Annotated in this window: 22 protein-coding genes; 11 read left to right on the top strand and 11 right to left on the bottom strand. The window is 62.6% G+C overall.

Annotation, left to right across the window (positions count from 1 at the left end):
• Window positions 1-22 precede the first annotated feature (22 nt).
• Complete coding sequence (locus tag ACF8K2_RS23565) at window positions 23-1,219, bottom strand: class I SAM-dependent rRNA methyltransferase (RefSeq protein ID WP_312155971.1); 1,197 nt, start codon at window positions 1,217-1,219, stop codon at window positions 23-25.
• Window positions 1,220-1,512: 293 nt separating this feature from the next.
• Here ACF8K2_RS23565 and ACF8K2_RS23560 point away from each other — a divergent pair, with 293 nt between their 5' ends.
• Together ACF8K2_RS23560 and mutM are read left to right on the top strand one after the other, a co-directional pair.
• A complete protein-coding gene (locus ACF8K2_RS23560) occupies window positions 1,513-2,331 on the top strand; it encodes an HDOD domain-containing protein (RefSeq protein WP_186556609.1) in 819 nt (272 codons plus the stop codon).
• 3 nt (window positions 2,332-2,334) lie between these two features.
• The gene (gene mutM, locus ACF8K2_RS23555; protein WP_186556536.1) at window positions 2,335-3,147 is read left to right on the top strand and encodes a bifunctional DNA-formamidopyrimidine glycosylase/DNA-(apurinic or apyrimidinic site) lyase; all 813 of its coding nucleotides are present in this window, start codon (window positions 2,335-2,337) and stop codon (window positions 3,145-3,147) included.
• A gap of 145 nt (window positions 3,148-3,292) precedes the next feature.
• Here the strand turns inward: mutM and ggt are convergent, their stop codons facing one another.
• The 4 genes from ggt to ACF8K2_RS23535 form a co-directional block, all read right to left on the bottom strand.
• Window positions 3,293-4,975, bottom strand: coding sequence for a gamma-glutamyltransferase (gene ggt / locus ACF8K2_RS23550; protein WP_392467937.1), 1,683 nt, complete (start codon window positions 4,973-4,975; stop codon window positions 3,293-3,295).
• Entirely contained in the window at window positions 4,975-5,226 is a 252-nt protein-coding gene (locus ACF8K2_RS23545; RefSeq protein ID WP_011531711.1) for a YfhL family 4Fe-4S dicluster ferredoxin, read from the bottom strand. Before ACF8K2_RS23545 ends, ggt begins: the two co-directional genes overlap by 1 nt.
• Window positions 5,227-5,336: 110 nt before the next feature.
• Window positions 5,337-5,816: a pantetheine-phosphate adenylyltransferase gene (gene coaD / locus ACF8K2_RS23540; protein ID WP_186556538.1), complete on the bottom strand. Its 480-nt coding sequence runs from the start codon at window positions 5,814-5,816 to the stop codon at window positions 5,337-5,339.
• A gap of 220 nt (window positions 5,817-6,036) precedes the next feature.
• Window positions 6,037-7,467, bottom strand: coding sequence for a coniferyl aldehyde dehydrogenase (locus ACF8K2_RS23535; protein WP_392467934.1), 1,431 nt, complete (start codon window positions 7,465-7,467; stop codon window positions 6,037-6,039).
• Window positions 7,468-7,614: 147 nt separating this feature from the next.
• On the opposite strand from ACF8K2_RS23535, the gene ACF8K2_RS23530 reads away from it, so the two are divergent.
• Window positions 7,615-8,280 (top strand): TetR/AcrR family transcriptional regulator, encoded by a 666-nt coding sequence (locus ACF8K2_RS23530; RefSeq protein WP_392467933.1) that lies wholly within the window; start codon window positions 7,615-7,617, stop codon window positions 8,278-8,280.
• Window positions 8,281-8,315: 35 nt separating this feature from the next.
• Window positions 8,316-9,170, top strand: a complete 855-nt coding sequence (locus ACF8K2_RS23525; protein ID WP_392467931.1) for a sulfurtransferase — start codon at window positions 8,316-8,318, stop codon at window positions 9,168-9,170.
• Between the two features lie 37 nt (window positions 9,171-9,207).
• Here the strand turns inward: ACF8K2_RS23525 and ACF8K2_RS23520 are convergent, their stop codons facing one another.
• The 5 genes from ACF8K2_RS23520 to ACF8K2_RS23500 form a co-directional block, all read right to left on the bottom strand.
• Window positions 9,208-10,200, bottom strand: a complete 993-nt coding sequence (locus ACF8K2_RS23520; RefSeq protein ID WP_392467929.1) for a hydrolase — start codon at window positions 10,198-10,200, stop codon at window positions 9,208-9,210.
• 60 nt (window positions 10,201-10,260) lie between these two features.
• Window positions 10,261-12,978, bottom strand: coding sequence for a M16 family metallopeptidase (locus ACF8K2_RS23515; protein WP_392467926.1), 2,718 nt, complete (start codon window positions 12,976-12,978; stop codon window positions 10,261-10,263).
• A gap of 94 nt (window positions 12,979-13,072) precedes the next feature.
• The gene (gene rsmD / locus ACF8K2_RS23510; protein ID WP_392467924.1) at window positions 13,073-13,675 is read right to left on the bottom strand and encodes a 16S rRNA (guanine(966)-N(2))-methyltransferase RsmD; all 603 of its coding nucleotides are present in this window, start codon (window positions 13,673-13,675) and stop codon (window positions 13,073-13,075) included.
• Complete coding sequence (locus tag ACF8K2_RS23505; protein WP_392467922.1) at window positions 13,675-15,171, bottom strand: M16 family metallopeptidase; 1,497 nt, start codon at window positions 15,169-15,171, stop codon at window positions 13,675-13,677. The genes rsmD and ACF8K2_RS23505 overlap by 1 nt, the downstream gene beginning before the upstream one ends.
• Window positions 15,164-16,519, bottom strand: a complete 1,356-nt coding sequence (locus ACF8K2_RS23500; protein WP_186556545.1) for a pitrilysin family protein — start codon at window positions 16,517-16,519, stop codon at window positions 15,164-15,166. The genes ACF8K2_RS23505 and ACF8K2_RS23500 overlap by 8 nt, the downstream gene beginning before the upstream one ends.
• 232 nt (window positions 16,520-16,751) lie before the next feature.
• On the opposite strand from ACF8K2_RS23500, the gene ftsY reads away from it, so the two are divergent.
• From ftsY to rpoH, 4 genes are all read left to right on the top strand, one after another.
• Entirely contained in the window at window positions 16,752-18,323 is a 1,572-nt protein-coding gene (ftsY, locus tag ACF8K2_RS23495; protein ID WP_392467921.1) for a signal recognition particle-docking protein FtsY, read from the top strand.
• A complete protein-coding gene (gene ftsE / locus ACF8K2_RS23490) occupies window positions 18,320-18,991 on the top strand; it encodes a cell division ATP-binding protein FtsE (RefSeq protein WP_186556547.1) in 672 nt (223 codons plus the stop codon). Before ftsY ends, ftsE begins: the two co-directional genes overlap by 4 nt.
• A complete protein-coding gene (gene ftsX, locus ACF8K2_RS23485) occupies window positions 18,988-20,013 on the top strand; it encodes a permease-like cell division protein FtsX (protein ID WP_312152797.1) in 1,026 nt (341 codons plus the stop codon). Before ftsE ends, ftsX begins: the two co-directional genes overlap by 4 nt.
• Before the next feature lie 112 nt (window positions 20,014-20,125).
• Window positions 20,126-20,980 (top strand): RNA polymerase sigma factor RpoH, encoded by an 855-nt coding sequence (gene rpoH, locus ACF8K2_RS23480; protein ID WP_186556549.1) that lies wholly within the window; start codon window positions 20,126-20,128, stop codon window positions 20,978-20,980.
• A 154-nt stretch (window positions 20,981-21,134) separates the two neighbouring features.
• Here rpoH and mtgA read toward each other — a convergent pair whose 3' ends face one another.
• A complete protein-coding gene (mtgA, locus tag ACF8K2_RS23475) occupies window positions 21,135-21,845 on the bottom strand; it encodes a monofunctional biosynthetic peptidoglycan transglycosylase (RefSeq protein WP_392467918.1) in 711 nt (236 codons plus the stop codon).
• A 64-nt stretch (window positions 21,846-21,909) separates the two neighbouring features.
• Between mtgA and ACF8K2_RS23470 the strand changes: the two genes are divergently transcribed.
• The 3 genes from ACF8K2_RS23470 (at window position 21,910) to ACF8K2_RS23460 (ending at window position 23,431) form a co-directional block, all read left to right on the top strand.
• Window positions 21,910-22,281 (top strand): DUF423 domain-containing protein, encoded by a 372-nt coding sequence (locus ACF8K2_RS23470; RefSeq protein ID WP_392467916.1) that lies wholly within the window; start codon window positions 21,910-21,912, stop codon window positions 22,279-22,281.
• A gap of 102 nt (window positions 22,282-22,383) precedes the next feature.
• A complete protein-coding gene (gene thiS, locus ACF8K2_RS23465; RefSeq protein WP_099814494.1) occupies window positions 22,384-22,584 on the top strand; it encodes a sulfur carrier protein ThiS in 201 nt (66 codons plus the stop codon).
• A 52-nt stretch (window positions 22,585-22,636) separates the two neighbouring features.
• Window positions 22,637-23,431: a thiazole synthase gene (locus ACF8K2_RS23460; RefSeq protein WP_186556552.1), complete on the top strand. Its 795-nt coding sequence runs from the start codon at window positions 22,637-22,639 to the stop codon at window positions 23,429-23,431.
• The last annotated feature ends 8 nt before the right edge of the window (window positions 23,432-23,439 follow it).

The following is a 23,439-nucleotide window of genomic DNA, read 5'->3' as shown; positions in this document are numbered from 1 at the left end:
CGTTCACGCGGCGTGGCCTGGATCAGCTGTTAGGCAGCAACCGGCAAGTGATGCTCTTGATGTAGCGCGTTTCAGCAATGGCCGGGTGCACCGGATGATCCGGGCCTTGGCCGCCGCGCTCGAGCAACTGCATGTTGCGGTCCAGGTGGCGGGCGCTGGTCAGCAGGATGCTGTTCAGGTCATCTTCAGGCAGGTGCATGGAGCACGAGGCACTGACCAGAATGCCGTCCTTGGTCAGCATGCGCATGGCCTGTTCGTTGAGGCGGCGGTAGGCGGCCTCGCCGTTTTTCAGGTCTTTCTTGCGTTTGATGAAGGCGGGTGGGTCGGCGATGATCACATCGAAGCGCTCTTCGGCGGCCTTCAGCTCGCGCAGGGCCTCGAACACGTCACCTTCGATGCAGGTGACTTTCTCGCTGATGCCGTTCAGCGCTGCGTTGCGCTCGACGCCATCGAGGGCGAAGCCGGAGGCATCGACGCAGAACACTTCGCTGGCACCGAAGGCGCCGGCCTGCACACCCCAGCCACCGATGTAGCTGAACAGATCCAGCACGCGCTTGCCGTTGACGTACGGCGCCAGGCGCGCGCGGTTCATGCGGTGGTCGTAGAACCAGCCGGTCTTTTGTCCTTCACGTACCGGTGCTTCGAATTTCACCCCGTTCTCTTCCAGCGCGACCCAATCCGGCACTTCGCCGTAGACGGTCTCGACATAGCGCTGCAGGCCTTCGGCATCGCGGGCGGCGGAGTCGTTCTTGAACAGGATGCCGCTTGGCTTGAGTACCTGGACCAAGGCGGCGATCACGTCGTCCTTGTGCTGCTCCATGGTCGCCGAGGCCAGCTGAACCACGAGGATGTCGAAGAAGCGGTCGACCACCAGGCCTGGCAGCAGGTCGGAGTCGCCATAGACCAGGCGGTAGCACGGCTTGTCGAACAGCCGTTCACGCAGCGACAGCGCCACGTTGAGGCGGTGCACCAGCAGCGACTTGTCCAGCGGCAGCTTGATGTCACGCGACAGCAGGCGCGCACAGATCAGGTTGTTCGGGCTCAGCGCGACGATGCCCAGTGGCTTGCCGTTGGCTGCCTCGAGGATCGCCTGTTGGCCGGCTTGCAGGCCTTGCAGCGGGGTCGCGGTGACATCGACTTCGTTGCTGTAGACCCACAGGTGGCCGGCGCGCAGGCGGCGATCGGCATTGGCTTTGAGGCGTAGGCTGGGCAGGGACATGACGTCGCTCCGGGAAAAAAGAGCGGGAGTATAACGTGTTGGCCCCAGCTTCGCTGTGGGGCGCGACAAAGCGCGGGCGGGTTCGCGTGTTTAGCCGCAATCACGCCAAGACTCACAGCACGCGCAGGTCGCTGCGGACATCTCAGGTATAAAGTTAAGCGCCGTTCGAACGATCCAGTGATTGGTGCCCTGCCGGAGTACAGGGTTAGAATCCCATGTCCTTACCGAGTGTGTGCCCAATGTCCCAGGAACTCAGCCCCGAACAGATCCAACAAGCCTTGCAAGGCATCACCATTCCGCCGCAGCCGCAGATCATGGTCGACCTGCAGTTCGAGCAGTACATGCCCGATCCGGATCTGGAGACCATCGCCAAGCTGATCGCCCAGGACCCGGGCCTCTCCGGTGCCTTGCTCAAGCTGGTGAATTCGCCGCACTTCGGCCTTTCCAACAAGATTGGTTCGATCCAGCGGGCGGTCAATCTGCTGGGCAGCCGTTCGATCATCAACCTGATCAACGCCCAGTCGATCAAGGGCGAAATGAGCGACGAGACCATCGTCACCCTCAACCGCTTCTGGGACACTGCCCAGGATGTGGCGATGACCTGCCTGACCCTGGCCAAGCGCACCGGTATCCAGGCGGCAGACGAGGCTTACACCTTGGGCCTGTTCCACGATTGCGGCGTGCCGCTGATGCTCAAGCGCTTCCCCAATTACATGGACGTGCTGGAAGACGCCTATGCCACGGCGAGTGAACAAACCCGCGTGGTCGATACCGAGAACCGGGTGTTCAACACCAACCATTCGGTGGTGGGGTACTTCACCGCCAAGTCCTGGCGCTTGCCAGAGCACATCAGCGCGGCGATCGCCAACCACCACAATGCCTTGGCGGTGTTCCGCGATGAGTCCTCGCGCAACACCCAGACCCAGCTGAAGAACCTGCTGGCGGTGTTGAAGATGGCCGAGCACATCTGCGCCTCTTATCGGGTGCTGGGCAATCAGAACGTCGACCATGAGTGGAATGTGGTTGGTCCACTGGTGCTCGACTACATCGGTTTGTCGGAGTACGACTTCGAAAACCTCAAGCAGACCATACGCGAACTGGGCGGGCACTGACCGATGCCTGAATTGCCCGAAGTCGAGACTACCCGGCGCGGTATTGCGCCGTATCTGGAGGGCCAGCGGGTCAGCCGCGTGGTGGTGCGTGAGCGGCGCTTGCGCTGGCCGATTCCGGAGGATCTGGATGTGCGCCTGTCCGGCCAGCGCATCGTCACGGTGGAGCGGCGGGCCAAGTACCTGTTGATCAATGCCGAGGTGGGGACGTTGATCAGTCATCTGGGTATGTCGGGCAACCTGCGCCTGGTTGAGCTGGGCTTGCCCGCGGCCAGGCACGAGCATGTGGATATCGAGCTGGAGTCGGGGCTGGCCCTGCGCTACACCGATCCGCGTCGGTTTGGCGCGATGCTTTGGTCGCTCGACCCGCTGAACCATGAGCTGCTACTGCGGCTGGGGCCGGAACCACTGACCGATCTGTTCGACGGCGATCGGTTGTTCCAGCTGTCGCGGGGCCGCTCGATGGCGGTCAAGCCGTTCATCATGGACAACGCGGTGGTGGTTGGCGTGGGCAATATCTATGCGACCGAGGCGTTGTTCGCCGCTGGGATCGATCCACGGCGTGAGGCGGGTGGGATTTCCCGGGCGCGCTATTTGAAGCTGGCGATCGAGATCAAGCGGGTGCTGGCGGCGGCCATCGAGCGCGGTGGTACCACCTTGCGCGACTTCATCGGTGGCGATGGGCAGCCGGGGTACTTCCAGCAGGAACTGTTTGTCTATGGGCGCGGTGGGATGCCGTGCAAGCTGTGCGGTACCCCTTTGCGTGAGCTGAAGCTGGGGCAACGCGCTAGTGTCTATTGCCCGCGTTGTCAGCGCTGACGCTATCGCGGGGCAAGCCCGCTCCCACGCAGTTCTGAGCTGCGCCCCATATGATGGATGGGTGTCCAACATCTGGGGCGCAGCTCATTCTTCGATACTGAGACGGCGTGGGAGCGGGCTTGCCCCGCGATTTTCCTGCTCCAGGTTAAGGAGCGATCAAAGCCTCGCCCACACCGCGCGGATCACTTGCCGCTTCTAGCGTCCCCGCCGCCTTGTCCCAATACAGCACCTGCTGGTTGCCGTAGCTACGCCCCAGGTCCTTCAGGCGATACCCGCGAGCCTCCAGCTCAGCTTTTTGCACAGCGCTGAACGTCCCCGGCTCATGCTCAACCACGTCCGGCAGATACTGGTGGTGATACCGCGCCGTCGCCGGCCATTCGCTCACCGGTCGGCCCTCAAGAAAACCCATCACCGACAGCAGCACCATGCTCGGAATCCGGCTACCACCCGGCGTGCCGAAGCTGGCCAGCTGGGTCGGGCTCTCGATAAAGCTGGGGCTCATGCTCGACAGGGGGCGCTTGCCCGCCGCTACGGCATTGGCCTGGCTGCCAGCGAGCCCATAACTGTTGCTGCCGTGCGGATCGGCGGCAAAGTCGTCCATCTCGTTGTTGAGCACCACGCCACTGCCTGGCACGGTGAAGGCCGCGCCGAATGGCAAGTTGACCGAAAGGGTGGCTGACACCGCATTGCCGTCGGCGTCGATCACCGCAAAGTGCGTGGTGTGATCGCCTTCGCGCCATGCCGGGGCGGGAGCCAAGGCGCTGCTGGGTGTGGCCTGATAAACGTCGATGTTGTCGGCAAGCCCGGTCAGGTAGTTGCGCGCCAGCAGGCGATTGATCGGGTTGCTGACGTAATCCGGGTCGCCCAGTAGTCCACGATCTCGATAGGCCCGGCGCAGCACTTCAATCACGTAATGGCTGCGCTGGACCGGCTCGGCGCTTTGCCAGGGCAGGCGCTGGAGCATCGCCAGGCTTTGCGCCAAGGCCACGCCACCTGCCGAGGGCGGTGGGCTGCTGATCAATTGGCGTTGGTTGGCCAGGTTGAAACGCAACGGCTCGCGCCAGACGGTGCGGTAGTTGGCCAAGTCATCGAGGGTCCAGATACCGCCCGCCTGGCGGATTCCATTTACCAACTGTTCGGCCAGCACGCCTCGGTAAAAGCCCTCACGGCCGTCATCGGCTATGCGTTGCAGGGTGCGGGCCAGCTCTGGCTGGCGGATGACCGCGCCCAGCGGCGGGACTTGGTTGCTCAGCAGAAATAACCGTGCGCTTTCCGGATCGTCACGCAGCGCACTCAGGCGCATGGTGGCGCGGTCGCGATAGATGCGGTCCACGGTAAAGCCCTGGTTCGCCAGGCGAATGGCTGGGGCAAGGCTGTCCTTGAGCGGCAGCTTGCCGTGAGTCGCAGCGAGTTCGGCCAAGGCTTGAGGCAGGCCGGGAATGGCCGCGGCCAACGCACCATTGATCGAAAGCCCCGGGCTGACTTTGCCCTGTTCGAGGTACATGTCCTCGGTTGCGCCGCCAGGTGCGCGCTCGCGGGCGTCGAGGAAGCGGTAGCGCGGTGGCTCGCCGGCTTCCCGCAGCAGGAAGAAACCACCTCCGCCGAGCCCCGAACCATAAGGCTCGACCACCGCCAGCGCAGCGCTGACGGCAATTGCCGCATCGAAAGCGTTACCACCTTGCGCAAGGATTTGGCCTGCCGCCGCAGTGGCTTGCGCATGCGGGCTGGCGATTGCCGCGCGGCCAGGGCCTTGGGCGTGGGCCGCAGTTGCCAGCAGCGCCAGAACGGCGCCCAGGGCTGCGCTGCGAAACGCGCCGACGAACGGCATCAGGCTTTGCCGGTGATCCGACGGTATTTGGCCATCAGTTCGTCTTCGGTTTCCGGGTGAGCTTCATCCAAGGGGATGCAGTCGACCGGACAAACCTGCTGACACTGCGGCTCGTCGTAATGGCCCACGCACTGGGTGCACAGGTTTGGGTCGATCACGTAGATCTCTTCGCCCTGGGAGATGGCGGCGTTCGGGCACTCGGGTTCGCAGACGTCGCAGTTGATGCAATCGTCGGTGATGATCAGGGACATGGGGGCTCCGGCCGGGGCTCTGGGCCCGGGCATGTTTCAGACCTAATGGGCACAATTGTGCCGCAATCGCGCCCGCAGTGCACGCGGGCGCGACGCTCAGGTCGTGTAGATCACTTCTTGAAGCGTTCGGTCAGGGCCTCGGCCACCACCGGATGGACGAACTTGGTGATGTCACCGCCCAATGCGGCAATTTCCCGGACCAGGGTCGAGGAAATAAACGAATAGCGCTCCGACGGCGTCAGGAACAGGCTCTCGACGTCTGGTGCCAGCTGGCGATTCATGTTCGCCAGTTGGAACTCGTACTCGAAATCCGAGACCGCGCGCAGGCCACGCAGGAACACATTGGCATTCTGCTCCTTGGCGAAATGCGCAAGCAGGCTGGAGAAGCCGATGACTTCGACATTGGGCAGGTGCCTGGTGACCTCACGGGCCAGCTCAACCCGCTGTTCCAGGGGGAACAATGGGTTTTTCTTGGGGCTGGCCGCCACAGCGATGATCACGTGATCGAACAGACGCGAAGCGCGCTCGACCAGGTCGCCGTGGCCCTTGGTAATAGGGTCGAAAGTACCCGGGTACAACACTCGGTTCATCGCGTCATCCTGGCTTGGAGTGCGTTGGGGAGTCGGATGGTAGCGCAGCGATTGCGCCCGGCCAAGCGGTGCGGCCTGACGAAGGCACTATAGACAGTACGGGTATGGGTTGTCATGTGGCTTGCCTGTATTGGCCTAATCGCGGGTCAAGCCCACTCCCACGCCCATCGGCGCAGGATTCGTGGGAGCGGGCTTGCCCCGCGATCGGTCCAGTTCAGGCTCAGCGGATGAACAACTTGTAGACCAGGCGCTGCAACGTCCTGCCATATGGCGGATAAATCAACCGCGCAGCATTGAGCCTTTGCTTGGCCAGCACGGCCTTGGCCTTGCTGAAGGTCAGAAAACCATCCTGGCCATGGTAGTGGCCCATGCCGGATGGGCCGATGCCGCCAAATGGCAGATCATCCTGGGCAACATGCAGCAGGGTGTCATTCAGGCACACTCCGCCGGAGTGGGTGTGATGCACCACGTAGTCCTGCTCGGCCCGGTTGTAGCCAAAATAGTAGAGCGCCAGTGGTCTGGGACGCTGGTTGATGTAGGCCAAGGCGTCCTCAAGACGGTCATAAGGCACTAGCGGCAGTAATGGGCCGAAAATTTCGTCCTGCATCACCTGCATGTCATCGCTCACATCGAACAGCAAATGCGGGGGCAGGCGCCGACCCTGGCGTGTTTCGTCGGCATACAGATCGAGCACCTGCGCGCCCTTGTCGCTGGCATCGGCCAGTAGCCGCTCAAGGCGCTGCAGCTGGCGCGGGTTGATGATCGCGCTGTAGTCGCGGTTGTCGGCAATGCTTGGGTACAGGCGCCGGACCGCACGTCGATAGGCCTCGGCGAATGCACCCAAGTGGTCGCGAGGCACCAGCACATAGTCGGGCGCGACACAGGTTTGCCCGGCGTTGAGGGTCTTGCCGAAGGCGATGCGCTCGGCGGCGCCGTCCAGCGCTGCGCTGGGCGAGACGATAGCGGGTGATTTACCGCCCAGCTCCAGGGTTACCGGCGTCAGGTTGTGCGCGGCGGCCAGCATCACCTGGCGGCCGATGCTGGTGGCACCGGTGAACAGCAGGTGATCGAAAGGCAGGCGGGCGAAGGCCTGGCCAACTTCCACCTCGCCGAGCACGACACTGACCAGATCAGCGGGAAATACCCGCTCCAGCAGCGCTTTGAGCACCGCCGCACTGGCCGGCGTGGCTTCGCTGAGCTTGAGCATCACCCGGTTGCCGGCCGCCAGGGCGCAGGTCAGCGGGCCGATGGCGAGAAACAGCGGGTAGTTCCACGGGACGATAATCCCGACCACGCCCAACGGCTGGTACAGCACGCGCCCGGTCGCCGGCTGGAATGCCAGGCCTACCTTGCGCCGCGCGGGCTTCATCCAGCGCTGCAGGTGTTGCTCGGCATGGCGCAGGCCCTGCACCGACGGCAACAGCTCAGCAAGCAAGGTTTCATCGGCGCTGCGTCCATCGAAGTCGGCGTCAATCGCTTCGATCAGTGCATCTTGGTCCGCCAACAACGCTTCGCGCAGGCTTTTCAGCCATTGTCGGCGCTGGGCTGCGGGTGGCATCGGGTGGCTGGCGAACGCCTGTCGCTGGCTGGCGAACAACGCCTGCAGGTCGAGGTCCGAATGCACAGGGGGCAGGGAAAAAGACGAAGTCATGGGAGCTCCAAGAGGCTGCACAACCCCTAGAGCCTATACTCTAAAGCGGCGCTTGGCTGGAGTTTTTCCCCCTGCTGCAACGGTGCATCTTGGTCGCGATTAACCGTAAGATGCAGCTATCTACAAGCCTGCAGACTGGAGCTGAGCATGGCCCCGCGCATCAAGACCCGTGAGCGCATCGTGCAGAACAGCCTGGAGCTGTTCAACCAACAGGGCGAACGTAGCGTCAGCACCAATCACATTGCCGCGTACATGGAGATTTCTCCCGGCAACCTGTATTACCACTTCCCTAACAAGCAGGCGATTATCGCCGTGCTGTTCAGCCAGTACGAAGAGCTGGTCGACAGTTTCCTGCGACCGCCCCAGGGCCGCGCCGCGACGGTTGAGGACAAGCGTTTCTATCTCAAGGCCTTGCTGGCCGCGATGTGGAATTTTCGCTTCCTGCACCGTGATCTTGAGCACCTGCTTGAAAGCGACCTGGAGCTGGCTGCGCGCTATCGACGTTTTTCCCAACGCTGCCTGCAGCAGGGCCAAGCGATCTACCGTGGGTTCGTCGATGCCGGGATTCTGGCCATGGAGCCTGCGCAGATTGAGTCGCTGACCATCAACGCCTGGATTGTGCTGACCTCTTGGGTACGGTTTCTCAGTACCACTCGCGAACATACCGCGCACATGGGTGAAGAAGCCTTCAAGCGCGGCGTCTATCAGGTGCTGGTACTGGAGCTCGGCTTCGTCACCGCTGGCGCCCGCACTGCCGTGGACGCGCTGTGCCAGGAATTCCACATACCGTTCAACCAAGCCCTGGAGCAGTGAGCCAGGGCTTTCGTGCCATTGATCAGGAGATTGTCATGCCCCTTGCGCAATTGATCACCCCGCAACAGCTGGCCGAGCAACTCGACTCGCCCAAACTGGTGATCCTCGATTGTCGTTTCGCCCTGGAAGACGTGGACTACGGCCAACGCAGCTATGCCGAGGGACATATCGCCGGGGCGCATTTTGCTGATCTGGAACGGGACTTGAGTGGCAAGGTGGTCAAGGGCGTGACCGGTCGTCATCCACTGCCCGAGCCGCTGCGCCTGGTCGAACGCTTGCGCGAGTGGGGTGTGGATAACGACAGCCAGGTGGTGCTGTATGACGATGGTCCCGGCGCCTTCGCGGCCCGTGCCTGGTGGTTGCTGGCGTGGCTGGGTAAGCGCGATGGGGTATCGATTCTCGATGGCGGCCTCAAGGCCTGGCACGCGGCGCACCTACCGTTGAGTCTGGATCCTGCACCCAAGCGCGAAGGCACCTTCAGCGGCGAGCCAGACGTGCACCTGTTGATCGATGCCGAACAGCTGGCCAAGACGCTGAAAAAACCAGAGTTGACCCTGATCGATGCCCGCGGTCTGCCGCGTTTTCGCGGTGAAGTCGAACCGATCGATCCGGTGGCTGGGCATATTCCGGGCGCTCAATGCGCTGCATTTACTGACAATCTAGGCGCAGATGGGCGCTTTTTACCTGCTGATCAGCTCAAGCAGCGCTTTGACGAGAAACTGGCGGGACGTGCGCCCGAGCAGTTGGTGGCGTATTGCGGCTCAGGGGTGACAGCTTGTCACAACCTGTTCGCCTTGGCATTGGCGGGGTATCCGCTAGGTAGGCTGTATGCGGGGTCGTGGAGCGAGTGGATCAATGATCCGCAACATGGGGTTGCGACAGGCGACTGAACCTGACTTCAAGTGGAGGCTGGCCAACGATTCGGGCTCAGCCTCCCTCTACCAGCCACTGCGGAATCCGTCGCTCCAGGTAATACCCCGGATTGCGCAGGCTGCCGTCGACAAATCCGACATGCCCGCCACGGCTGTGCAGCTCGAAGTGCGTCTGCGGCGCCAGTTCGTCCGCCGTGGGCAAGCTGTGGCTGAACACGAACGGGTCGTCGCTGGAATGAATGATCAGCGTTGGCGTGCGATTTTCGCCCAGGTAATAGCGGCTCGATGAGCGCCGGTAGTAATCGTGCGCATCGCGGAAGCCGTTGAGCGGCGCGGTCACCTTGCCATCGAAATCCCAGAACGTGCGCAAATTGCGCAGAGTGCCGAGGCGCTCCAGCGCCGCCACCCCTTCGTGGTGGCCGTTAGCGCGCAAATGCCGCTCCTTGTGCTGCACGTAGGCGAGCATTTCACGCATGAAGTGCGCCTGGTAGACCTTGGAAAAGCCCTGACCGATGCGGTCGGCACACTCGTCCAGACGAAACGGCACCGACACCGCTACCGCTGCCTGCAGTTGGCTGGCCGAGCCGCGTTCACCCAGATACTTGAGCAACACATTGCCGCCCAGTGAATAGCCAACTGCATACAGCGGCGCCAGTGGCCGCTGGGCACGCAGATGGCTGATGGCTTCGGCGAGGTCTTCGCTGGCGCCGGAGTGATAACTGCGGGCCAGCAGGTTCGGCTCGCCCGAGCAGCCACGCCAGTTCACCGCGACACTGGCCCAGCCACGCGCCAGCAAGGCTTGCTGCAAGCCTTTGACGTAAGGTGAGTTGGATGAGCCGGTCAGGCCGTGGAGGACCAGCACCAGCGGTGCGTCATGCTGATGCGGGCCGTGCCAGTCGAGGTCGAGGAAGTCGCCATCGGCCAGCCAGAGTCGCTCTCGGCTGCGCTGCAAATCGGGCATCTTGCGCCAGAGCGGCCCCCACAAGGTTTGCAGGTGGGGGTTGGAAATCCCGGTGGCGGGGCGGAACGTGGCGGTGAGGCTGGGCATGCTGGGCGACTCTTTGTGTGCCTGCCTAGAGTGCCATGGAACACCGCCGCTGTACCTACGCTATTGGTCGGCTGCCGGTAGCGGTGGCAAGTTTTCTTGCTCGGTCGCGGGGCCGACACTGACGCACACGATGTGGTCGAGATCGATCAGCCGAGCAGCCACGCTGCGAACCTCTTCGCTGGTGAGTTGCGAAAGCCGTGCAAGGTAATCTTCGTAATGGGTCGCTGAAAGCCCATGCGTATTGAGTTCTGCAATTTTCTCCGACAGCTGAGTGTCATCGGCAAAGGTGCGCAACAGTTCACCCTTGAGTTGCGCCACGGCAAGCTCCAGCTCTGCCTGGCTTGGCCCGTGTTCGATGAAGCATCGGACAATCAACCTGACCAGTTCTACCGAGGCCTGAAGGTAGGCAGGTTGCACATCCCAGGTGATGTACAAGAAGCTACCGGCCTTGTACATCCTCAGGTCCGAGTAAATGCTGTACGTCAGTGATCGCCGTTCGCGCAACTCAGTGGCCAGCCGAGATTCGGCCCCCCGGCCAAGTATCTGATTCGCGACCATCGTCGCAGGATAGTCGGCATTGCCCGGCGACAGGCTCAGCGGCAGGGCCAGCTTCACGCTGGTGTTGCTCGCAAGCTCTTTGATTGCCAGCACTTTAGCTTCGTGAAGCGGTGTTGCGACAGGGAGCGGCGCCATGGCTGCGCCCTGCGCCAGTGCGTGCGAGATCGCATCGATGAGGGTTTCAGCCTCTGTGCGGTTCAGGTCACCGACCAGGGTGATCTCGACATTTGCAGCGGTATACGCGCGTTGGTGAAAGGCCTGCAGCATGCCCCGGTCCAGCTTTGCAATGCCTTCTGAGGTGCCTGCGACTTCTGTTGCGTAGGGATGACCGGCAAACAGGCGACTGAGGATTTCTCTGTCGACCCTGGCTGCCGGGCTTGCCTCCCGCCGTTGCAGGTAAGCGACTAATCGCGCCTTCATTGCGCCGAGCGCTGTTGGGTTGAACGCTGGTCGCGCGATCATCTCGATGAGCAAGGCAAGCGTTTTGGAGCGTAAGGCGGCTGTGCTGAGACCGCTAACTGTGACGGTGGCATGATCGTGAGAGATCGACCGAGTCATGCTCGCTCCAAGCCCGCCAAGCTGCTCGGCAAACTGCTGGGCATCAAGTGCACCGGTGCCTTGGTCAAGCATGTACAGCGTTAATGCGGCAACGCCAGGGGTATCGCCGTCGGCGCCTGCTCCTGCGTTGAAGCGTAGTTGCAGGTCGAATAGCGACGAGCCTTCTGTCGGGACGAAACACGCTTTCCCCCCTTGGCGGGTCCGCCATATGCGGATTTGGCGCCTGGGTGAGTCGATGCGGTCGATGTCGATCCGGGCCATCGCGGTGAGTGCCGAGAGGTCAGCGGCCCTAGCAGTTGGAGCGAGATCGGTACAGCGCAAAGGTGTTAGCGGGGTGATGGGCTGGGTGCGTGGTGCGAGCATGTGAGTAGTGCTCAGCCGCTCTCGGGTCAAGAACGCTTGCGCAACCTGTTGGACCTCCTGCGGGGTGAGCGCGATGAGGGTTTGCAGCTCTTGGTCCAATTGAGTAGGTGATATGCCGCTGATGGCACGCGTGGCTATGGTTTCAGCCTTATCGGCAAAAGCGCTGTGTTTGGCAAGCTGGCGTGTCAGCAACTGCAATTTGAGTTGTTCGAGCGCCTCCAGCGCGGGAGGCGACTGCTTGAACGCTTCTATGCTGTTCCAGACGCGCTCGCTGGCTTGTTCGGGAGTGACGTTGGCGGCATTGCTGTAGGCATACAAGCTCAGCAAGGTGTCGCCACGAAGGTGATGATCGTATTGGCCGTCGATGCCACTGAGTATCTGTGCGTCGCGCACGAGGGTGCCATAAAGCAATGAGCCCGGGCCTTTGCAGAGCATCTGCAAAGCTAGAGTCAACGCCGGAACGGTTTTTTCTGAAGCAGCGGAGTTACGGCTGGGCACGTTGAAAGACATCAGGAAGCCGTCTCGCAATCCCGGTAGCGAAAGCACCTCCTGGCGTTCATTCAGTTGCGCAGGTTGCCGGGGAGCAGACGATGACGCCAAGGGGGCCGCTGGCCAGCCTTGAAAATGGCGCTGTACCCATTCTTCTAGAAGTCGCCGGTCGCCGTCGCCGACCACCACCAGCGTTGCATTGTTGGGGTGGTACCAGGTTCGATACCACGTGCGCACGGTTTCAAGCTTCAGGCTCTCCAGGTCGTGCGCCTCACCATAACTAGGCGCAGCGTACGCGTTGCCGCCATGGGCCAGCCATTTGTGACGCTCAAAGGCCTGCATCAACGCATTGTTATCGACCTTGAGCCTGCGCTCGTTCTTCACCGCCTCGACAGCCTTGACCAAGGCTGCCTGATCAAGACTGGCATTGGCCATGGTGTCGGCCATTATCTCCAGCGCCGCTTCCAGCTGAGACGAGGGCAGGATCGCTTCGTACACGGTGGCATCATCCCGGGTCGAAGCATTGCTGGTGCCGCCCAGCCGGTCGATGATCCTCGAGTATTGGCCGGGGGCGAGCTTGCGGCTGCCTTCGAACAGCATGTGCTCCAGAACATGGCTGAGGTTTGTATGGCCAGCGGGCTCGTGACTGGAGCCGATGTGGTACCACAGCTGAACACAGGCCAATGGACTGCTAGGGTCCTGCTGCAAGTAAACCTTGAGCCCGTTGTCCAAGGTGAACTGTTCTATGGGTAGCTGGGCGCGGCTGAGGAGGGAGGCGAGGCTGGCTTGCAACGGATCGGGGGTAGCCATGATTGATGAGCTCCGGGAAACAGTAGGAGCGCAGCAGCTTCAATCAATCGAGGCACCCGCCTGCGTTACTTAGTTACGCAGGCGGGTAGGGGGCTCAGCCGCGTTGCCACAAGGCGTAATGCACCTGGCCGGTTTTCTTCTCGCGGTGCAGGCGCCAGTTGGCTGGCATCTGCAGCGAGGATGGCGCGGCTTCGCTTTCGGTGTAGATCCAGGCGCGCTCACGTAGCCACTGATGCTGTTCGAGCAGGTTGCAGGTGGTGGCCAGCAGGTCCTGGTGAAACGGTGGGTCGAGGAACACCACGTCGAACTGCTTTTTCGCCTCGCCGTCCAGATAGCGCAGGGCATCGGTCTGCAGGATCTGCCCGCGCGGGCAGCGCAGCAGTTCCAGGTTGTCCTTGAGGTTGCTGATGGCTGCCGGGTTGCTGTCCAGTGCCACGGCATCTTCGGCGCCGCGAGACAACGCTTCAAGGACCAGGGCGCCACTGCCGGTGAAAGCGTCGAGCACCTGGGCGCCCTCGATGTAGGGGGCGAGCCAGTTGAACACGGTTTCGCGCACGCGATCAGGGGTTGGGCGCAGGCCTGGGCCCGCAGGCACCGCCAGGCGACGGCTACGCCACTCGCCAGCGATGATGCGCAGGTGGCCCTGGCCTTGGCTCGCGCCCTGGGCGGCGCGAGCGGGGGTGGATGGCTTGGCCATTAATGCTCCGGTACGCCAAGCGGCTGCTCGGCGGGTTTGTCAGTAGGCGGTGGCAGTGGTTTTTGCGGCACTTTCGGGCCAACCGTGACGATCACCAGTTTGTCCGCCGCCAGGTGTTTGTTCATGGCTGCCTTGACCTGCTCGACGGTCAGGCTCTGCGACTGCTGCATGAAGTCTTCGAGCCAGGTCAGCGGCAGGTTGTAGAAGCCGATCGCGCCCAGCTGGCCGACGATACTGGCGTTGCTGGCATTGGACAGCGGGAAGCTGCCGGCCAGTTCGCGCTTGGCGTCGTCCAGCTCTTGCTGGGTGGGGCCATTGCTGAGGTAGTCGGCGAGGATATCCTGCACCAGCTTGAGGGTGCCTTCGCTCAGTTCGGCGCGGGTTTGCAAGTTGATCATGAACGGGCCGCGCACCTGCATCGGGCTGAACACCGAGTAGACGCCGTAGGTCAGGCCGCGTTTTTCCCGCACTTCGCTCATCAGCCGGGTGCCAAAAGCACCGCCACCGAGGATCTGGTTGCCCAGCGACAGCGCAGCCCAGTCTGGATCCTGGCGGTCGATACCCAGCTCGGCGAGCATCAGGTGGGTCTGCTTGGACGGGAAGTCGATATGGGTGACGCCGGCCTTGGGCTCGCTCGGCTCGGCTGGTTTGGCCAGGGCGGTACCTTTAGGCAGCGCGGCGGAGACTTGAGCGGCGATGGCTTCGGCTTCGCTACGGCTCAGATCACCGACCAAGGCGATCACCGCATTGCCTGCGGCATAGGCCTTGGCATGGAAGTCGCGCAGCTGTTGCTGAGTGATCCCAGGGATGCTCTGGGCGGTGCCGTCGCTCGGGTGCGCGTAAGGGTGGCTGCCATACAGGTTGGCGAACAGCGCCTTGCCAGCGATCTTGCCTGGGTTCTGCTTTTCGTACTCGAAACCGGCCAACAGCTGGTTCTGGATACGCTTGAGGGCGTCGGTAGGGAAGGTCGGCTTACCGGCGACTTCAGCGAACAGTTTCAGTGCCGGTTCACGTTTGTCCGGGGCACTGAGGCTGCGCAGGGTAGCGACCGCCATGTCCCGGTAGGAGCCGTTGCCAAAGTCCGCGCCCAGGCCTTCGAAGCCTTCGGCGATGGCGGTCACGTCCTTGCCGGCGACCCCTTCGTTGAGCATGGCGTTGGTCAAGGTGGCCAGGCCAGGGACGTCGCCATCCTGGCTGCTACCGGCGGCGAAGGTCACGCGCAGGTCGAACATCGGCAACTCGCGTGCTTCGACGAACAGCACTCGCGCGCCTTCGGCGGTGGTCCAGTTCTGGATGTTCAGCTCGCGTCGGCTGGGCGTCTTGCCGTCCAGCTCGGCCAGCGATTGCAGGGTATTGGTCGGGCGGGCGGCAGCGCTGTCGGCCTTGCCCGCGTTGTCCGATTGGGCCGGGCGGGCCAGCAGGAAGGCTGCAGCCACTACCAGCGCGATGATGCCCAGGCCGATCAGGGTATAGCGTGGGGCGCTGCGATCACTCATGAGCGGACTCCTCGGGCAGTACATGGGCAACGCTCAGGCGTTCGCGGGTGAAATAGGTGCGGGCGGCGTCCTGGATGTCCTGCGGGGTCACGCGCTTGAGCTCATCCAGTTCGCTGTCGATCAGCTTCCAGGACAGGCCCACGGTTTCCAGCTGGCCAATGGTGGTGGCCTGGCTGCTGATGGAATCGCGGTCATACACCAGCCCGGCGATGACCTGGGCGCGCACGCGCTCAAGCTCTTCGGCAGTCGGCGGGGTGGTCTTGAGCTCGTCGAGCAGCTGCCAGATGCCTTTTTCCACATCCGCCAGGGTTTTCTGCTTTTGCACGTTTGGCGTGGCCGAGATCAGGAACAGGCTGTCGCCGCGGGTGAAGGCGTCGTAACCGGAGGATGCACCGGCCACCAGCTCCTGGCCGCGCTCCAGGCGCGCGGGCATGCGTGCGCTGTAGCCGCCGTCGAGCAGCGCCGAGATCAGGCGCAGGGCGTGCACGCTACGTGGGTCCTTGGCAGTGGCCAGGCCCGGCACGTTGAAGCCGTAGATCAGGTTCGGCAGCTGGGTGCGCACATGCAGGGTGAGTTGGCGCAGGCCAGGCTCGGCCAATTCCAGCGGCAGCTTGGAAGGCGGCACCGTGCGCTTGGGAATGGCACCGAAGTACTTTTGCGCCAGGCCCTTGACCTCATCGACGGTGACATCGCCGACCACCACCAGGGTGGCGTTGTTCGGCGCGTACCAGGACTCGTACCAGTGGCGCAGCTCCTCGACCTTCATGCGGTCCAGGTCGGCCATCCAGCCGATGGTTGGGGTGTGGTAGCCGCTGGCCGGGTAGGCCATGGCGCTGAACAGCTCGAACGCCTTGGCATTGGGCTGGTCGTCGGTGCGCAGGCGGCGCTCTTCCTTGATGACCTCGATCTCGCGGCTGAATTCGTCGGCCGGTAGACGCAGGCTGGCCAGGCGGTCGGCCTCAAGCTCCAGGGCGACCGGCAGCCGATCACGGGCCAGAACCTGGTAATAAGCGGTGTAGTCGTCGCTGGTGAAGGCGTTTTCTTCCGCGCCCAGATCACGCAGGATGCGCGAGGCTTCACCAGGGCCAAGCTTGGCGCTGCCTTTGAACATCATGTGTTCGAGGGCATGCGACAGACCGGTCTGGCCCGGGGTCTCGTAGCTGGAACCGACCTTGTACCAGATCTGCGAGACCACCACTGGCGCGCGATGGTCTTCGCGCACGACCACTTTCAGGCCGTTGTCGAGGATGAACTCGTGGGTCGGTTGCGGATCGGCGGCGAGGGCTGCCAGCGGCAGGCAGAGCGTGCTGAGCAACAGGCCAGCGGCACGGCGGGCTAGAGCATTCATACGTTGATTAACCTGTACGGCGGCCCGCTTCGGTTTAGCGTCGGCGGGCCAGGAGGTGCTAGGATACTGATCCGGTTGCCTGGCGACCATGCCTGTCGCCGTTCTGGCCCGCAGGACCTACGACAAAACGTTGCGCATGAACCAGCCGGATTCAAGATAGTCTGTTCTGCGTGATAGAGAATTCCAGATGCGCCGCTAATGGCCCATCGCTACCCTGAGATAGCCGTCTTCCATGTTTGGTTCCAACGACGACAAAAAAGCGCCGGCCGAGGCTGGCGAGAAGAAAGGCCTGTTCGGCTGGTTCCGCAAGAAACCGCAGCAAGCTGTCGCCGAACAGCCGCAAACGCCTGAGCCTCAGGCTGCCGAGCCGATTGTGCCCGTTGAGCTGCCTGCTCCGGACGCGCAGGTGACGCAGCCCGAGCCTGCCCCTGTGCAGAGCTCGCCAGCGGCAGAAATCGAGCAGCCACCACAGAACCCTGTGGCCGCGGCCGTGGCGCCGACTGCCGAGCCCGCTCACACCCCTGTCAGCTCGCTGGTTTTGCCGGTGGCCGAAGAGCCTGTGGCGCTGGTTCCTGACCTTGAGCCTATGGAGCCCCCGGCGATCCCGCTGCGCCCGGCTGTCGAACCTGTGGCCCCGGTGGTGCAGGCGCCCGAGCCCGCTGCGCTGCAGCCTGAAGCTGTCGCCGTGGCTCCGGTCATCGAGCCGCAGCCTGTCGAGCCTGTTGTTGCTACTGCTGCCGTAGCTGAGCCAGAGCCGGTTGTCGTGGCGCCAGTGCTCCAAGCGCAGCCAACGCTCGCTGTGGAAGCCGCGCCGATCGTCGCCGAGCCTGAACCTGAGCAGGCCCCAGCGGGGGTTGCCAATGAGCAGTCCAAGCTCGGCTTCTTCGCTCGCCTCAAACAAGGCCTGTCGAAGACCAGTGCCAGCATCGGCGAAGGCATGGCCAGCCTGTTCCTGGGCAAGAAAGTCATCGACGACGACCTGCTCGACGAGATCGAGACCCGCCTGCTGACCGCTGACGTTGGGGTTGAGGCCACCTCGACCATCGTCCAGAACCTGACCCAGAAGGTTGCCCGTAAACAGCTGGCTGACGCTGACGCGTTGTACAAGTCGCTGCAAGAGGAACTGGCTGCACTGCTGCGCCCGGTCGAGCAGCCGCTGAAAGTCGAAGCGCAGAACAAGCCCTACGTGATCCTCGTGGTCGGCGTGAACGGCGCCGGCAAGACCACCACCATCGGCAAGCTGGCGAAGAAGCTGCAGCTCGATGGCAAGAAAGTCATGCTGGCCGCCGGTGACACCTTCCGCGCCGCAGCGGTCGAGCAGTTGCAGGTCTGGGGTGAGCGCAACCAGATTCCGGTCATCGCCCAGCACACCGGTGCCGATTCGGCCTCGGTGATCTTCGACGCCGTGCAGGCCGCCAAGGCCCGTGGCGCGGATGTACTGATCGCTGATACCGCCGGTCGCCTGCATACCAAAGACAACCTGATGGAAGAGCTGAAGAAAGTCCGCCGGGTCATTGCCAAGCTCGATGCCGACGCGCCGCACGAAGTGCTGCTGGTGCTCGATGCCGGTACCGGCCAGAACGCTATCAGCCAGGCCAAGTACTTCAACCAGAGCGTCGAGCTCACCGGCCTGGCCCTGACCAAGCTGGACGGCACCGCCAAGGGCGGGGTGATCTTCGCCCTGGCCAAGCAGTTCAAGCTGCCGATTCGCTTCATTGGCGTCGGTGAAGGCATCGACGATCTGCGCACCTTCGAGGCCGAGCCTTTCGTCAAAGCCCTGTTTGCCGAGCGGGAGCATTCATGATTCGATTCGAACAGGTTGCCAAGCGCTACCCAAATGGCCACGTCGGCCTGCATGAACTGAGTTTCCGCGCGCGCCGGGGCGAGTTCCTGTTCGTCACCGGCCACTCTGGCGCCGGTAAGAGCACCTTGCTGCGCCTGCTGCTGGCCATGGAGCGTCCGACCAGCGGCAAGCTGCTGCTGGCAGGGCAAGACCTTGGCCAGATCAGCAATTCGCAGATCCCGTTCCTGCGTCGGCAGATCGGCGTGGTGTTCCAGAACCACCAATTGCTGTTCGATCGCACGGTATTCAACAACATCGCCCTGCCGCTGCAGATTCTCGGCTTGTCCAAGGCCGAGATCGCCAAGCGTGTGGATTCGGCGCTCGAGCGCGTGTCGTTGAGCGACAAAGGCGAGCTGTTCCCGGCAGACTTGTCCACTGGTCAGCAGCAGCGGGTCGGTATCGCCCGCGCCATCGTCCATCAGCCAGCTTTGCTGCTGGCTGACGAACCGACCGGTAACCTCGATCCACGCCTGGCGGCGGAGATCATGGGCGTGTTCGAGGACATCAATCGCCTGGGCACCACGGTCTTGATCGCCAGTCACGACCTGGCCCTGATCGCGCGCATGCGTCACCGCATGCTGACCCTGCAACGCGGCCGTCTGATCGGCGATGGGGAGGCCGGGCAATGAGCACCACACGTACACCAAAGGTTTCCGAGCGCGTCGCGCCCAAGCCTGCTGATCCGCAGCCGAGCAAGAAGCGCGGCGGCCACGATGACGACGGCCCGGACTTTCGCACCCTGTTCAATGCCTGGCTGGAAAGCCACCGGGCGAGCATGGCCGACAGCCTGCGCCGACTGGGCAAGCAGCCTATCGGTAGTTTCTTCACCTGCCTGGTGATGGCTGTGGCCTTGAGCATGCCGATGGGCCTGTCGCTGCTGCTGAAGAATGTCGAGCAACTGGGCGGTTCCTGGCAGCGTGCTGCACAGATTTCGCTGTACTTGAAGCTCGATGCCGGTAGCCGCGAAGGTGAGGCGCTGCGCGATGAAATCAAGGGCATGCCCGGGGTGGCCGATGCCCAATACGTCAGCCGCGAGCAGGCGTTGGAAGAGTTCCAGCAACAGTCCGGCTTGGGCGAAGCACTGCGTGAGTTGCCGGACAACCCCTTGCCGGGTGTCGTCGTGGTGACCCCGACCGAAGTCGACAAGCCGGCTTTGGAAGCCCTGCGTCAGCGCCTTTCGGAGCTGCCACGGGTTGAAGTGGCGCAGCTCGACCTGGTCTGGGTCGAGCGTCTGGCGGCGATTCTCAAGCTGGGCGACCGGTTCGTCTTCGGTTTGGCCGTGATGCTGATTTCTGCCTTGCTGTTAGTAATCGGTAACACAATTCGTCTACATATTGAAAACCGCCGTGTCGAGATCGAAGTGATCAAGCTGGTAGGCGGCACGGACAGCTACGTGCGCCGGCCTTTCCTGTACATGGGGGCGCTGTATGGACTGGGTGCCGGGCTGTTGGCCTGGGGCATCCTGGCGTTCGGGCTGGACTGGCTCAACGACGCGGTAGTCGGCCTTTCTGGCCTGTATGGTAGTGATTTCGCACTTGGCGGAGTGCCAGCGTCCGATGGTCTATCGCTCTTGATTGGTGCAGTGTTGTTAGGGTATATCGGTGCATGGATTGCGGTGGCCCGCCACTTGAATGAGCTGGCCCCACGATAATGTTTTTGCGCCAGCATTGACTTTCTTACCGTTCTGGGAACTTGTTTCGTGGTTCCCGGTCAATGTTGGCAGTGCCCACAAGGCACGAGTCCAGTGAGTCGGAGGTTCTTGAATGACCACTTCGTTGCAACCTGCATATGCTTTGGTTCCCGGGGCAAACCTGGAAGCCTATGTGCACACGGTCAACAGCATTCCCCTGCTGACGCCCGAGCAGGAGCGTGAACTGGCCGAGCGTCTCTTTTACGAGCAGGATCTTGAGGCCGCTCGGCAAATGGTAATGGCCCACCTGCGTTTCGTCGTGCATATCGCGCGCAGCTATGCCGGCTACGGGCTGGCCCAGGCCGACCTGATTCAGGAAGGCAACGTTGGCCTGATGAAGGCGGTAAAACGCTTCAATCCGGAAATGGGCGTGCGTCTGGTGTCCTTCGCGGTGCACTGGATCAAGGCCGAGATCCACGAATTCATCCTGCGCAACTGGCGCATCGTCAAGGTGGCTACCACCAAGGCCCAGCGCAAGCTGTTCTTCAACCTGCGCAGCCAGAAGAAACGCCTGGCCTGGCTGAACAACGACGAAGTGCATCGGGTTGCCGAGAGCCTCGGCGTCGAGCCACGTGAAGTGCGCGAGATGGAAAGCCGCCTGAGCGGTCAGGACATGGCCTTCGATCCGGCCGCAGAGGCTGATGACGACAGCGCCTTCCAGTCGCCTGCGCATTACCTGGAAGACCACCGCTACGACCCGGCCATGCAGCTTGAGGATGCCGACTGGAGCGACAACTCCACCAGCAACCTGCACGAGGCCTTGAGTGGCCTGGACGAGCGTAGCCGGGACATCCTCTATCAGCGCTGGCTGGCCGAAGAAAAGGCCACGCTGCATGAGCTGGCAGAGAAGTACAGCGTGTCGGCTGAGCGTATTCGTCAGCTGGAGAAGAACGCGATGAACAAGGTCAAGGCGCTGATTGCCATCTGATTGGTTGCCAGGCTGTTAAAAAACCGCCTGTCCCTTACGGGGCAGGCGGTTTTTTTTGGGGCAGTGCTAGTGCTATCGCGGGGCAAGCCCGCTCCCACGAGAGACAGAACGTGCCGGACAGAACGTGGGAGCGGGCTTGCCCCGCGATAGAGCCTCAAGGCCCCCGTGAAGCCTCCAGCTGCATCAGATAGCTGGTGCCGCCCAACTGGCTCATCTGCCGCCGAATCCACCCCGCCCGGCTCGCGACATAGGCGCTGGGCCGGCCAGCATTCCATTTGAGTGGGCTCGGCAGCACCGCCGCCAATTGCGCAGCCTGTTGGCGAGTAAGGCGGCTGGCATCCACGTCAAAGTGATAACGCGCCGCCGCTTGGGCGCCAAACACCCCAGGCCCCCATTCGACGCTGTTCAGATACACCTCAAGGATCCGCTCCTTCGACCAGAACAGCTCGATCAATGCGGTAAACCAGGCCTCCAGCCCTTTACGGAACCAGCTGCGACCCGACCACAGGAACAGGTTCTTGGCCACCTGCTGAGTTAAGGTACTGGCCCCGCGAATGTTGCCACCGCGCTCGTTATGCGCCAGTGCGGCCTGGATCGCTGGAATGTCAAAGCCCCAGTGATTGGCGAATTTCTGGTCTTCGCCGGCAATCACCGCCACTTTCAGGTCATCGGAAATGCGCTCCCACGGCTCCCAGTCGCGCTGCAGGTCAATCGGCTCGCCACTGAACCAGGACTGCACCTTTCGCTCGACCATCAGCGCCGTGCCCGGTGGCGGTATCCAGCGCAGCACCAGAACCAGCACGATACTGCCAGCAGCAAACCAGAGCAGGGCGCGGACAACGCGGCGGAAAAAAGATGACAGCATGGCGATGGCTTGGCCGGACCGATGGAAGGGGCCATTATACAGACCCCTTCCGAGGAGTCGTCCCATGCTTCGCAGCTTCCTGATGCTCGCCGCGTTTTTCGGATTCACCGGTGTCGCCCTGGGTGCGTTCGCTGCCCACGGTCTGAAGAACCGCCTCAGCGCCGAGTACCTGGCCATCTTTCATACCGGGGTGACCTATCAACTGGTGCATACCTTGGCGATCTTTGGTGTTGCGCTGCTCGCCGCGCACCTGCCGGGGCGCCTGGTGGGCTGGGCCGGCGGTCTGTTCGCGCTGGGGATCGTGCTGTTCTCCGGTAGCCTGTACCTGTTGACCCTGAGCGGCTTGGGCAAGCTGGGCATCATTACCCCGATCGGTGGCCTGTGCTTCCTCGCAGGCTGGCTGTGCCTGGGCCTGGCAGCTTGGCGTCTGGGCTGACCGACTGGTCCACAATCGCGACTAATGGTGCCCGCCACCCTTGGGTTCAACGGTGGATCGGGGCTAGAATGCGGGCCCCAAAGAACAATGGTGGCCGTGCGCATGCGCATTCAACTGAACGGTGAACCCTACGAATTGCCCGCTGGCGAGAGCGTTGCCGCCTTGCTCGCTCGGCTGGAGCTGACCGGTCGCCGGGTGGCGGTGGAGCTCAACCTGGATATCGTGCCGCGCAGCCAGCACGACAGCACCCAGCTCAGCGAGGGTGACCAGGTCGAAGTGGTCCATGCCATTGGTGGCGGTTAAGCCTGCCCCGGCAATTCACTGAACGCCCCGCAACCTTTCCAGAGGAACACAGATGAGCAACGTTCGTAGCGACAAGCCCTTCACCCTGGCCGGGCGCACTTTCCAGTCGCGCCTGCTGGTCGGCACCGGCAAGTACCGTGACATGGAAGAAACCCGCCTGGCCATTGAGGCCTCGGGTGCCGAGATCGTCACCGTTGCTGTGCGCCGCACCAACCTTGGCCAGAATCCGGGCGAGCCGAACCTGCTCGACGTGCTGCCACCAGATCGCTACACCATCCTGCCGAACACCGCAGGCTGCTACGACGCGGTCGAAGCCGTGCGTACCTGCCGCCTGGCCCGCGAGCTGCTCGATGGCCACAACCTGGTCAAGCTCGAAGTACTGGCCGACCAGAAGACCTTGTTCCCTAACGTCATCGAAACCCTCAAGGCCGCCGAAGTGCTGGTCAAGGACGGTTTCGACGTGATGGTCTACACCAGCGACGATCCGATCATTGCCCGTCAATTGGCCGAGATCGGCTGCATCGCGGTCATGCCGCTGGCAGGCCTGATCGGTACCGGCCTGGGCATCTGCAATCCGTACAACCTGCAGATCATCCTCGAAGAATCCAAGGTGCCGGTATTGGTCGACGCAGGCGTGGGTACCGCCTCTGACGCCACCATTGCCATGGAAATGGGCTGTGAGGCTGTGCTGATGAACTCCGCCATTGCCCACGCTCAGCAGCCGGTGTTGATGGCTGAAGCCATGAAGCATGCAATCGTAGCTGGTCGTCTGGCGTATCTCGCTGGGCGCATGCCGAAGAAACTCTATGCCAGCGCCTCGTCGCCGCTGGATGGTCTGATCAAGTAAGAGCCCCT

The organism is Pseudomonas sp. xss_2 (assembly GCF_043104195.1).
In the GTDB taxonomy this organism is placed as follows: Bacteria; Pseudomonadota; Gammaproteobacteria; order Pseudomonadales; family Pseudomonadaceae; genus Aquipseudomonas; species Aquipseudomonas urmiensis.
Note: the sequence above shows the minus strand (reverse complement) of the source record. Positions and strands in the feature narration are given on the sequence as shown.